We start from the raw sequence: 12621 nt of genomic DNA on the forward strand, positions 1-12621 counted from the left end.
GGCGGGACCGCCGTCCGGCCCGAGCCACTCGGCCGTGCGGCCGTCGGCGGTCCGGCCCGTCGGGAAGTCCCACGCCGCCACCCGGCCGTTCACGCCCTGGCGGGCCTGGAAGCCGGTGCGGTAGCCGCCCGCGGACACCAGCCAGAGGATGCGCGCGGCGCCGTCACCGCCCACCGCGAGGCCGCCTGTGCCGGCGTCGCCCCAGCGCACGGGCAGGCCGGGCAGCAGGCGTCCGGTGGGATCGAGCCCGAGCAGGTGGCCGCCGGTGGAATTGAACCAGACGTCCGGCGCGCCCTCGCCCGTGCCGTCGGCGACCACCAGGGGTCCGGCGATGCGGGTCGAGTCGGCCAGGGGGTACAGATCGGCGAAGCGCACGGGGAAGCCCCGCAGCGGCACGCCGTCCTCCTTGAAGCCGTAGATGCGGGTGGCCGTCGCCACGAGCATGTCGTGGCGGCCGTCGCCGTCCACGTCGGCCACCGCCGGCGCGCACACCACCTCCCCGTCGAGGGCGAGGGAGGCCGGGCGGGTCGTGACCGCCATCTGCGGCGTGAGCAGCGCCCGGGCGAGTTCGCCCTCGGGTCCGAACACGGCCAGGTCGACGTCGCCGTCGTCGGTCGGCCGGGCCGCCGCCCAGGCGGGCGCCGCCGCCGGCACGACGCGGTACGGCTGCTCGTCGTGATCGGGCAGCAGGCCGGTGTCGTCGAGGCGGACGGTGAACCAGCTCGCGTCGCCCAGCAGCACGGCCTGGTCGGCCCGGCCCTCGCCGAAGGGAAGCACCACCAGGTGCCCGCGCCGGATCCCTGGGCCCGCACCCAAGCCCTGGGGCGCGCCGACGGGGCTGCCGTCGGTCACCGCCAGCAGGCGCAGGCTGTCCGGCGGCGTGGCCACGAGCAGGCGCGGGGCGCCGTCGGCGGCGCGCACCACGCGGGGAGCGCAGGTCAGGGAATCGGCCAGGTCGACCGACCACAGCAGGCTCGGCGCGGCGCCGGCGGGCAGGTGCGTCGCCCCCACCTGGCCGTCGCGCAGGCCCCAGAGGAGGATCTTGCCGTCCGTCGGGTGGTCGACCACCGCCGGCGGTCCGGCCAGCGGCGCGCTCAGGGACTGGAAGGCGCCCGGGGGCAGTCCGGCCGGCTCGGCCCAGCGCCGGGTGGCGTCGGGGCGCAGACCGAAGAGCATGGTCGCGTAGCGGTCGCCCTCCCACGAGTCGCGCGGACGGTCGGCCACGATGAGCACCTGCTCGCCGCCGAGGTCGAGGGGCGTGACCGAGGCGGGGTCAAGGGCCCGCGGGCCCTGGGTGCCCCCGCCGATCAGGGCGTACAGGGTGTCGACGGGCGCGGCCTCCCAGGGGAAGCCGTCGCGCACCGGCGCCAGCGAGGCGTTGAACTTCATGACCGAGGCCGTGCGCGGCACCCGCCGCGTCATGTTGCTCAGGCGCAGGCCCGAGAGGCTGCGGTCGAAGTTGCGGCTGCTGGGGAAGTTCTCCACGTACAGGTCGTGGTAGCCGGTCTCGTTGCCGAAGATGTCCAGGCCGCCGAACGGGTCGCGATCCGAGCCGAACCAGCCGAGCACGTAGGCGTCGAGCACGCCGATGTCCTGGATGCCGTCGGCTTCCACCAGGCGCAGGCCGTCGCCGTAGATGTTGATGGTGTTGGTCTCGAGCTCGGCCGCGATGCGCTCGGCGTTGACGTGCCACACGAGCAGGCCGCCCGCGGGCATGAAGTAGTCGTACCAGCCGGTGTTCTGCCAGCCGTTCGACGTCAGTCCCCCCAGCCACTGGATCACGCCGGTGGGGATGTCCCGCTCGAACCGGATCTCGGAGAAGGGCGACGGCTCGTCGCCCCAGTGGACCCAGCGGTTCTCGATCAGGAAGTATTCGCGCGGCGACAGCCCCGCGCGGTAGGCCTGCGGATAGGCCGTGTCGAAATCGCCCGAGCCCGCGTCGTAGAGCGGATACTGCGCCCGCGGCACGCCCACCGCCGGCAGCAGGTAGTCGCCCGTCGAGGACACGGGGGTGCCGATCTCGTCGATCTCCAGCCAGCCCAGGTACTCCTTGCACCACGCCGAGAGCGACGGCGGCAGCACGCCGGTGGCCACCACCGTCTCGATGGAGGTGACGGTGTCGCCGGGGGCGACGACCTCCTCCACCTCGACACCGATGGTTACGGGCAGGTTGGTGCCCGAGTCCATCAGGTCCCAGATGCCCACGGTCGGCGTGCCGATCTCGGTGTTGTACACGTCGGGCAGGCCGAGGGCGTGCCCGAACTCGTGGTAGAAGGCGGCCGCGATGCTGCCCGGATAGCCGTCCTGGTTGGTGGTCTCCGGAATGATCGAGCACTCGCTCAGCCGGCCCTGGTTGCCCGCGGGGTTCATGCCGCCGAGGTCGACCGGCTCGCCGAGCTGCACGAAGAAGGTCGGGATGTCGTTGGGCGAATCGCCGTTGATGTCCGACTGCCAGTCGCTGCCCGCGTGCACGAAGATCACGTAGGTGAAGGGCGACTCGTCGTCGTAGTCGGCCAGGCCGTTGCCGAAGCCGTCGGCGATGAGTCCGTCGTCGGCGGTGGTGATGCAGTCCTGCACCAGGCGCTCGAGATTGGCCAGGGTCCAGAATCCGCCGGAGCCCGGCCCGTAGTCGGCCACGTCGCTGAGTCTGTAGGCGTCCCGGTCGCCCGCGGGCAGCACGGTGCCCTCGATGTGCAGCCGCCCGCCGGACATGTAGCGGTAGTACTCGGAGAGCCCGGCCATGTGGGCCTCGAAGTAGGCCTTGTCGTGCGGCGGCGGATCGATCTCGAGCACGCCGGGATTCTCCAGCGGCGCGTACATGAAGTCGCCGTCCGGGCTGATGGTCGTCAGGCCCGGGTTGCGGTTCTCGTCGAAGGCGATCCGCACCAGGAGCACCCGCAGGGTGTCGGTGCCCGCGGCCTTGTCCGCGGCGAGGGCATCGGGGCCGAACAGGGCCGGCCCGAGGCCGCGCTTGGCCAGCCGTTCCCGGCTCAGGCCCGACACGTGTCCGGGCCCCACCAGTTCGTGGACGGCGTGCCAGCGTCGGCTGTACTCGCCCTGCCGATGCAGTTCGCGCGCGATGAGTTCCTCGCCGCCCGGCTGCCGCCGCACCGCGTCCCAGTCCGGGCGCACGACCTTCAGTTCGCCGGTGCCGGCCGCGCCGGACACCAGCGGCAGCAGCGCCGCGACCAGGCCCGCCGCCAGGGCGAGGGCGCCGGCGCGCACACTCCGTCCACCCGCCCGGACCCGCCCGAGACCGCGGTCTCGGGAGCGGGCCGGGTTCCTCACTTTAGCCGCAGGCTGCAAAGCCGTGCTCCTTAATCAGGGGATGTCCGCGAAACGACTAGAACCGGTAGGCCAGCGAGAGCCGGCTCACGCGGGGCAGGCCCTCGGCCTGGGGCACCTGCGCGAAGTCGAAGGTGATGGCCTGGCCGACCCAGCGCTCCATGTCGACGCCGAAACCGAAGGTCGTGTCGTTGATCTCGCCGTAGTCGGCGCTCTTGTAGCCGAAGCGCACGAAGAGCGAGCGCAGGTAGTTCCACTCGACGCCGAAGCCGTACTCGGCCTGGTCGGTCTCCAGACCGAAGCCGTAGTCGTTGCCCTTCCACTTGTACAGCGGCACCAGGTAGTCGCTCACGAAGAGCAGGCCCATGTACTCGCTGTGGTACATGCTGAAGGCCCAGCCCAGGGTGACCTTGCGCGGCATGGGGTCGGACTGGTCGCTGTCCACGTGGACGATGTCCGGACCGATGTTCGCCACCGCGAGGCCGATGTTGGAGCGGATCGAGGGCACCTTCCAGAGCAGGCCCAGGTCGACGCCGAAGCTGTCGCCCGAACCGGAGCCCTGCGAGTCCTGGAGCACGTTGGTCGGCGCCAGGTGGTCGCGGAAGTACTTGGCCCCGATGCCCACGCCGAGGTTGCGGCTCAGGCGCACGCCGTAGGTGGCGCTGAAGGCGAACATGTACGAGCGGAAGGTCTCGCCCACCTGCTCGTTCTCGTCGACGGCGACCTGCTCGCCCATGTCCAGGTAGTTCATGGAGAAGCCGAGCGCGCCGTGCTGGCCCATGGGCGTGGCGTAGCCGCCCCAGTACAGGCCGATGTCGTCGGCGAGGCCCTCGGCCAGGCTCGACTGCATGATGTGCACGTCGTGCTCCTTGGGACGCTGCGGCAGGAAGCCCAACCCGCCCGGATTCCACCAGACCGCGGTCACGTCCTGGGACAGGGCCGTGCCGGCCTCGCCGAGGGCGTTGTAGCGGGCCCCGATGGGGAAGCTCAGGTTGATGGCGCCGGCGCCCGAACCCGCGAAGGCCGCGCCGGCCATCCCCACCAGCATGATGCCCGTGACAGTCGCGATGATCATCCTCTTCATTCCATAACCTCCGGTCGGGTGAACACCCCGGGGCCGAGGCAGCCCCGTGGCGGCGGTGCTACCGCATGATGACGAGTTTCCCCGTCTTTCGAATTTCCCTGTCGTCGGCCGTGGCCCCGTTGCCCCGCAGGACGAAGAGGTACGTGCCGTTGGCGATCTCGTCGCCGGCATGGTCCCGCCCGTCCCACTCGAGGATCTGGGGCCCGGCGCCGAGAGCGGCCTTGATCGTGCGCAGGCGGCTGCCCGCCAGCGAATAGATGTCCCATTGCACCGCCATCGGATCGCTCAACTCGAACAGTAATCGGCAGTAACCCGGTGTCGGATTAGGAAAAAGGGTCACCGCGTGGATGTCCGTGACACCCTCCGGGACCACCTCGAAGCTCACCGTGTCGCTGCCGGCGTTGCCGAGGGCGTCGTTGGCGTACAGGGCCGCGGTGTGGCGCCCGGCGGCCACGTCGGCCGGCAGCGGGAAGACGAGGCGGCCGGTGGTGTAGCTCTCCGGATCGTAGCGGAACGTCGACGTCACGTCGGTCTGCAGGCCCGAGCCGTCCAGCTCGAGCAGCAGGGAGTTGGCCGGCGTCGTGCCCAGCATGGCGATGCCGCTGGTGTCGGCAAGGACGGCCACGAGCTCGTCGCCCGGCCGCACGCGGTAGCGGTTGTCGGCGAAGGCCAGCGTGATCTCGGGTCCGACCACGTCGTCGACGTCGCCGGTGGCCGACGGCACGGCGGGCACCCGGGCCACGGCCGCGTGGGCGCCGTCGGGCGTCTCGAGGATCATGCGCACGCGGCCCTCGGCCCCGTAGCGCAGCTGCACCGGCACCTTGAACGGCACGCGCAGGTCGCCCGAGCCCATGGTTCCCGTGCCCACGAAGACCGGCGCACCCATGTGGCGGAAGGTCGTGTTCGACGAGGCCGTCAGGGGGTACACCTTGTCCCAGACCGACTCCTCCACGCGCAGGTCGTAGGCGTCGCCCAGCCCGAGCAGCGTCTTGCCGTCGGCTGCGAGCACCGCCGTCAGCCGGCCGCCCGCCCGCAGGGTGTCCAGGCTCGCGGGCGCGAAGGCGAGGTCGTCGACCGGGTGGGGCATCACCATCGCCGGGTCGCCGAAGAAGTTGTAGCGCTGGCTGTTGTGACGGATGCGCTCGCTCAGGCGCCCCTCCTGCAGCAGCTCGTTCTTGCCGCGCCGCAGCGCCTCGGACACCGAGACGGTCGGGTCGACCCGCCGCGACGGGTAGAGGTTGGCGAAGAAGGCGTCGGTGATGAGGTTGTTCTGGTACGAGAAGCTCACCTGGCTGGCGCAGATGCTCGCGATGGCGCCGCCGGTGTCGTACTGCAGGAACTGCTCGGCCATGGAGCGCCGCGAGGGGCTGTCGTAGATGCCCACGTCGCAGCTGAAGGCCACGAAGACCGGCCGGCGCATGCCGTTGCCCAGGTTCGGGATGTCACGCGACTGGAAGATCTGCTCGTCGGCCAGGTTGTCCTCGGCCCCGTGCCCCACGTAGTAGTAGATGGTCGTGCCGCGCCCGATGTCGGCCGAGATGTCGGCCCGCAGGGCCGGCTTGACCCGCGAGCCCGGCGGGAACGCGTAGTCGACGCCGTAGCGCTTGGTCACGTCGACGCTCAGGGGCAGCAGGTCGCGCTCGAGATGGTCGGCCTGGATCGTGTGGACCGACTCGCCGAACTGGGGGTCGTCCGATCCCGGCCGGAAGTTGTCGTCCGACGCGAGCATCACGGCGTTGCGCCACAGCCCCGGCTCCGGCTCGCCGGTGAAGGCGATGGCCCGGTCGACCATGGCGTTGGCCTCGTCGACGGTAATGGCCGGCAGGCGGCCGATGGCCAGGTCCGGCAGGTCGACCGCCGGCAGGTCCGGATCGCCCCGGTCGATCGGGTCGTCGAAGGAGACCAGGCCGTCGTCGGTCGGGTACGGCAGCACGATCGTCTCGGCCTGGGGCCAGACCGGGAAGAACGTGCGCAGCTGGGTGGGCACGAGGTCGTATAGGTCGACCAGCGGCGTGCGGCCGCGGTAGTTGCGGTAGTCGCGGCTCGCGTTGCCCACCACGCACACGTACTGTAGGCGCAGCCCGCCCTGCTCGTACACCGACTGCAGGTAGTTGCGGATGGCCATGGGATCCTTCTGGCCGCCCGCGAAATTGTCGTAGATCTCGGTGGTGGTGACGACCATCGCGGCCGGCGACGCCACGCCCGGCAGGGCGCCGTCGCGGAAGGCGGCCAGCCGCTGGGCCGGCAGCAGGAACGGCGCCGGCGCCACGACGATGTAGTCGACGTCGGTGCTGCGCGCGCGCAGGTCGACGGGCGTCGTGCGCGTGCCCGTGAGGGGCGACAGCAGGTCGCCCGGGCGGCTGGCCACGAAGAGCCGGTCGGTGTCCGGATCGCGCAGCAGGCCGTAGGTGGTGACGTCGCCGGCGCCCGCCTGCCCGGTCAGCACGGCGGCGGCGGCCGGATCGCTCACGTCCCACAGCAGCGGGGTCTCGCCCGCGGCCCCCTGCAGGGCCAGGTTCACCTCGGTGCCGGGCGCCGGCACCTCGTCGCCCCAGTGGCCGAAAGCGAGCTGCCCCGCCGCGGCGGTCAGGTCCAGGGGCGCCCAGTAGAGCAGGTCGAGGCTGTCGAAGCCGAGGGGTCGTCCGCCCTCGGAGCTGTTGGTGAGGGTCATCTCGTTGCCGCTGGCCTGCAGCGCGGTGCTCTCGCCGAAGAGGCGCACCTGCACCGAGTCGTCCTGGGCGTACTTGCCCACGCTGAGCAGGGCCGCCGCGGCCGTGTCGTCGTTCAGGTGGGCCGTGGCGATGGTCAGCTGGCTGAACGAGCGGTTGTCGTAGTAGAAACCGCGGACCTCGACCTGGAAGCGCGCCGGCCGGCCGGCCACCGGGGGCCGGATGGCGAAGGGCGTGATGCGCGCCGTGAAGACCGCGTTGTCCCAGAGCCAGTTGTCGCGCACGACACCGCTGGCCACGAAGATCTCTTCCTCGAAGTGGGCCCGCACCCGGACCTCGTCCTGGGCGGCGCCGGCGCCCGGCGTCGCGGCGATGGGCGTCGCGCGGCGGGGCGTGCCCGGCAGGGGCGTCGGCGTGGCGTCGTCGGCCCAGGTCAGCCAGTAGACGGCCTGGGCTTCGTAGGGATGGTCGTAGTGGTCGAGCCGGGCGGCGCCGGCCTCGAAGCGATCGCGCCAGGCGCTGGTCGCCACGCCGTAGAAGCGCAGCTCGTCGTCCAGGTTCCACTCGCCGTCGCCCCCGTCGCGCACCTCGATCGCCACTTCGTTCAGGCCGATCCGGTCGAGCTCGAGGGAGTCGGGATACTCGGGCAGGAGCTCGAGGGCCAGGCCGCCGCCCCGGTACAGGCGCAGCTTGGTGGGGTCGACCTGGGCCACCGGCACGCCATAGCCCGACAGGTCCTGGCCGGTGATCCGGTACAGGCCGGTCTCGTCGAGGGCGAGCTTCACCCAGTTGCCCGTGCGGGCGAAGAGGTTCTCGAACTGGGCCTTGTCGGCCGCGGCGGCGCGGGCCGCCAGCGAGGCGCCCAGGAACAGCTCGCGGTGCAGATCCGGGTTGACGATTCCCGCGGGCGTGCCCGCGAGGGCGGCCGGCCGCTCGTCGCCGTCGCGGGCGGCGCGGGCCCGTTCCAGGTGGCGGCGCGGTGCTCCTGCGGCCGGATGCTCGATGGCGATGACCACCGAACGCAGGATGCCGCCGTCGACGGCCAGGGGCACTTCGGTGCCGGTGACCGGCACGCCGCGCGCGATGGCCGGCGCGTCGAAGCGCACGAGGTCGGCGGCCGCGGCCGCGGCATCGCCCTGCGGCGCCTTCCACCACTGCACGTCTTCGACCCGCCACGAAACCGCCTCGCGGGTCGGCACGGCCAGGACGAAGGTCGCCGCCGGCGGCAACGGCTCGGCCGCCACGGCGCCGGGCGCGGCGGTGGGGATCAGGTGATCGGTGGTGCGGCCGGGCCCCGCCCAGTGCACCTGGCGCGGGTCGACCGCGGACCAGTCGTCCGGCGCGACGAGGACGGGACTCGTGACCCGCACCACCGTGCGCTCGGCGCCGCTGGCGAGCACGGTGATCTCGGGCCGGCCCATGCGGGGTGCGTCGGCGGCCGGCGTGGCGGCCGCGGCGGTGCCCGGCGAGAAGAGCCCGAGGGCCACGAAGCAGCCCACGAAGATGGCCACCTGCCACACGAGGGAGCGCGGCCCGAGGGCGCGGCCGTGGGGCAGCAAACCGGTGTGGGTCGGGAAGACGAACCGGTGGCGACCGATGAGGCCCAGCTTCTGGAAGAGGTTCTCGAGATCGGGCAGCATGCCGCACAGCCCGCCGACCACGGCGGGCCAGCTGGCCCAGGGCAGGGTGAGCAGGACCAGCAGGCCGAGCACGCCGCCCCCCAGTTCGAGCCGCCAATCCGGGTGGTCGTAGTGCGGAATGACGTCCAGGACGGCATGGCTGGCGAGACCCGCCGCCGCCCCGAGATAGACGTTGCCCGTGACTCCGCCCGCCAGGGCGCCGGCCGCGAAATGGGTGAACAGGCACATGCAGGAATCCCCCTAGCGATCGTCCGCGGCAGGCGCCGCAGCGTCGGTCCCGCCGATCTTCTCGGCCTCGTCCGGCAACATGATCGGGATGTTGCCCTCGACGCGGTAACGCACCCCGCAGGCCCCGCAGGTCAGCCAGGCGTGGCCGGCGTCGGGTGTGACGGGCCCGCGGCAGGTGGGGCAGGCCAGGATGTCGAGCAGTTTCTGATCCAGCATCGGCAATCTCCATTGGTGGCGGTCGGTGAGCCCGCCCGGGGGCATGAGGGAAGGCGGCCCACGGTGGCCGGCCGCCCGGTCAGACTAGCGCAAAACCGGCCCGTTGCCACTTCCCAATCGCCTGTTTTTTCACGGGGATGCCACCCAGCATGACGGCCCCGAGCAGCGGACGCACGTCGGCGACGGCGGCCGGTCGGGCCGGAGAGGAAAGGCCGGGTTGTCGAAAAGGTTGGCATCAGGAGAATACAACAATTCGCCCCTGGGGTCAACCCCCGGTGGCGAGCGCGGACGAAGCTAGGCTCCGGATTCCTCGAAGACGCCCATGTCGAGGAACTTCTGCAGCCGCTTGTCCAGCAGTTCCTGGCGCGAGAGCTTGTCCAGGGCCGCGAGGGAATCGAGGATGACCCCCTTGACCGCCAGGCTGATGGCCTTGTGGTCGCGGTGGGCCCCGCCGAGGGGTTCGGCCACGATGGAGTCGATGACGCCGAGCTGGTGCGCGTCGGCGGCGGTCAGCTTCATGGCCTTGGCCGCCTCCTTGCTCTTGGCGCCGTCGCGCCAGAGGATCGCGGCGCAGCCCTCCGGACTGATGACCGAGTAGATGGAATTCTCGAGCATGTGCACCTGGTCGCCCACGCCCAGGGCCAGCGCGCCGCCGCTGCCGCCCTCGCCGGTGACGATGCACACGATGGGCACCGGCAGGTCGGCCATCTCGCGCAGGTTGCGGGCGATGGCCTCGGCCTGGCCGCGCTCCTCCGCCCCCACGCCCGGGTAGGCGCCCGGCGTGTCGATGAAAGTCACGACGGGACGTTCGAAGCGGGCCGCCATCTCCATCAGGCGCAGCGCCTTGCGGTATCCCTCGGGGTGGGCCATGCCGAAGTTGCGCCGGATGTTGCTCTTGGTGTCGCGGCCCTTCTGGTGGCCGATGAGCATGACCTGGCGCTCGCCGATGGTGGCCATGCCGCCGACGATGGCCTCGTCGTCCCGGAACATGCGGTCGCCGTGGAGTTCGACGAAGTCCGGGCAGATGTAGTGGATGTAGTCGTTGGTGGTCGGCCGACGCGGATGGCGGGCCAACTGCACGCGCTGCCACGGCTCGAGCTTGGCGAAGATCTCCTTGCCCAGCTTGCGGCTCTTGGCGCGCAGGCGCTCGACCTCGTCCTTGACGTCCATGCCGCGGACGGCGGCGGAGTCCTGGAGCGTCTGGATGCGCTCCTCGAGTTCGACGATGGGCAGCTCGAAATCGAGCCACAGGGCCTTGTTCTTCCAGTCCATGCTTCCACCGATCGACGCCGGCGCCTCGGGCGGCCGGCAGCAAAAAAGAGGCCGGCGGTCCGGCCCGTCTGGTTCGCGTCAGGAGCCTAGATTTAGGCACCTGCCGGGACGGGTGTCAAGCCCAACACGCGCCCCGGCCAGCGCCTCGTCCCTAGTGGAACAGGGCCTTGACGCCGCCCCATGTCTGGCCCTCCACGGCGACCACCGGGGTGCACGTGTTCCAGGCCACCCGGAAGGACGTGTCGCGCTGGGAGCTGGTAAAGGCCGAGGTCTCGTCCCCGAGGGTCAGTTGGCCGGCGACGACGTCTCCGCTCGTGCCCACCCAGAGGTACCCGTCCGCCTCGGCTCCCACCCGCACCGACAGCGGGCCGGCCGCGAGTCCGAGGGTCAGGGGAGCGAAGTCGAAGGTGACCCACTGGAGGGCGAATCCCGCCGCGAGCGGGGCGGTCACCGAGGCGATGGGGAAATCGTTCCCGTCCAGCAGGGTGCAGCGCAGCAGGTCTCCGGTCCCCAGCGGCGCAACGCCGGCCAACGGGAAGAGGTCGGCTTTGACCAGGAAGGCCGCCGACTCGAAATGCCCGTCGCTCGTGGTGGTGAAGGTCTGACCGACCCAGGCCCGGCGGCCGTCGGGGCGCAGCCCCACGTACTCGATGTCCGGTGCGGATTCGTTCTGCAGGGTCTGCTCGCACTGGCCCCTGGCGACCTCCGCCCCCGTCAGACCCCATCCCGCCAACAGCAGCAGCCCGATGATCTTCGCGCGCATCGTCATGCCCGTCCCCCTTGGTTTCGTGTTGTCCGGTCCGGGTTCAAGTTACGGCACGGCCGGCGCCCGGACAATCGCCCGCGGCCTCACCCCCCGTGCCGGTACACGTTCAACCCCTTGACGTTGACGAATTCCAGGAGGCCCCAGCGCCCCAGCTCGCGGCCCAGCCCGCTGTTCTTCACGCCCCCGAAGGGCATGCGCGGATCGGACTTGGTGATGCTGTTGACGAAGACGGTGCCCGACTCCACCTGGCGGGCCACCCGCTCGCCGCGGTCGACATCGGCGGTCCAGACGCTGCCGCCGAGGCCGAACTCGCTGGCGTTGGCCAGGGCGATGGCCGCCGCCTCGTCCGGCACGGCGATGACCGGGGCGATGGGACCGAAGACCTCCTCGTCCACGATGCGCATGCCCGGTCGGCAACCGGACACGACCGTCGGCGGGAAGAAGCAGCCCGGGCCCGGCAGGGCCTCGCCCCCGCACAGCACCCGCGCCCCGGCGGCCACCGACTGCGCGAGCTGGTCCGCCAGCTCGGCGACCGCGCGCCGGTCGACGACGGCGCCCACGTCGGTGGCCGGGTCGGTGGGGTCGCCCACCTTCAGCGCCCCCATGCGGGCGGCGAAGCGGGCGGCGAACGCCTCGGCCACGCTCTCGACCACGATGAAGCGCTTGCTCGCGATGCAGCTCTGCCCCGCGGTGAGCATGCGCCCGGTCACGGCGCCCGCCACGGTGAAGTCCAGGTCGGCGTCCTCGAGCACGATGAACGGATCGCTGCCGCCCAGCTCGAGCACGACCTTCTTCAGGTGCCCGCCGGCCTCGCGGCCCACGTGCCGCCCCACGTCGGTGCTCCCGGTCAGGGACACGCCCTGGATGCGGTCGTCGGCGATGAGGGCCGCGACCGTCGCGTAGTCGGGCACGACCGTGCGGAACACGTTGGGCGGGAAGCCGGCCAGGGCGAAGGCCTTCTCGATGGCGAAGGCGCAGCCGGTGACGTTGCTGGCGTGCTTCAGCAGGCTCGTGTTGCCGGCGAGCAGGCCCGGCACGCCGAAGCGGAGCGCCTGCCAGAAGGGGTAGTTCCAGGGCATGATCGAGAACACGACGCCCAGGGGCTGGTGGGTGACGGTGTGGCGCAGGCCGTCGGCCGCCACCGTCTCGTCGGCCAGCCACTCGGGCGCGTTGGCGGCGTACACCTCGGCCATCCAGGCGCACTTCTCGACCTCGGCGCGGGCCTCCTTCAGGGTCTTGCCCATCTCGGCGGTGATCAGGGCGCCCCACTCGCCGGCGTGGTCGCGCAGCACCTCGGCCAGGGCCACGAAGTGGGGCGCGCGTTCGGCCACGGTCAACCGGCGCCAGGCGAGGAACGCCTCGTGGACGTCGGCCGCGACGGCGAAGACCTCGTCGCGGGACATGCGGTCCCAGGTGGCGACGACCTCGCCCGTGGCCGGATTCACCGATTGCAGCGCCATG

At 71.6% G+C, this 12621-nt stretch carries 7 protein-coding genes; all 7 read right to left on the bottom strand.

Going from position 1 to position 12621, the window contains the following annotated elements; translation table 11 throughout:
* A partial coding sequence (locus tag KDM41_03220) for an immune inhibitor A (protein MCB1182418.1) occupies positions 1 to 3225 on the bottom strand: 3225 nt, incomplete at its 3' end.
* A gap of 118 nt (positions 3226 to 3343) precedes the next feature.
* Complete coding sequence (locus KDM41_03225) at positions 3344 to 4369, bottom strand: PorV/PorQ family protein (GenBank protein MCB1182419.1); 1026 nt, start codon at positions 4367 to 4369, stop codon at positions 3344 to 3346.
* Between the two features lie 58 nt (positions 4370 to 4427).
* On the bottom strand, positions 4428 to 8906 hold the full coding sequence (locus tag KDM41_03230; protein MCB1182420.1) for a hypothetical protein: 4479 nt from the start codon (positions 8904 to 8906) through the stop codon (positions 4428 to 4430).
* A gap of 12 nt (positions 8907 to 8918) precedes the next feature.
* The gene (locus KDM41_03235) at positions 8919 to 9122 is read right to left on the bottom strand and encodes a Trm112 family protein (protein ID MCB1182421.1); all 204 of its coding nucleotides are present in this window, start codon (positions 9120 to 9122) and stop codon (positions 8919 to 8921) included.
* Positions 9123 to 9416: 294 nt separating this feature from the next.
* Positions 9417 to 10394 (bottom strand): acetyl-CoA carboxylase carboxyltransferase subunit alpha, encoded by a 978-nt coding sequence (locus KDM41_03240; GenBank protein ID MCB1182422.1) that lies wholly within the window; start codon positions 10392 to 10394, stop codon positions 9417 to 9419.
* Between the two features lie 151 nt (positions 10395 to 10545).
* Positions 10546 to 11163 (bottom strand): hypothetical protein, encoded by a 618-nt coding sequence (locus KDM41_03245; GenBank protein MCB1182423.1) that lies wholly within the window; start codon positions 11161 to 11163, stop codon positions 10546 to 10548.
* An 80-nt stretch (positions 11164 to 11243) separates the two neighbouring features.
* Positions 11244 to 12620 (bottom strand): NAD-dependent succinate-semialdehyde dehydrogenase, encoded by a 1377-nt coding sequence (locus KDM41_03250; GenBank protein ID MCB1182424.1) that lies wholly within the window; start codon positions 12618 to 12620, stop codon positions 11244 to 11246.
* Position 12621 lies beyond the last annotated feature (1 nt).

Source organism: bacterium (assembly GCA_020440705.1).
Taxonomy (GTDB): Bacteria; Krumholzibacteriota; Krumholzibacteriia; order LZORAL124-64-63; family LZORAL124-64-63; genus JAGRNP01.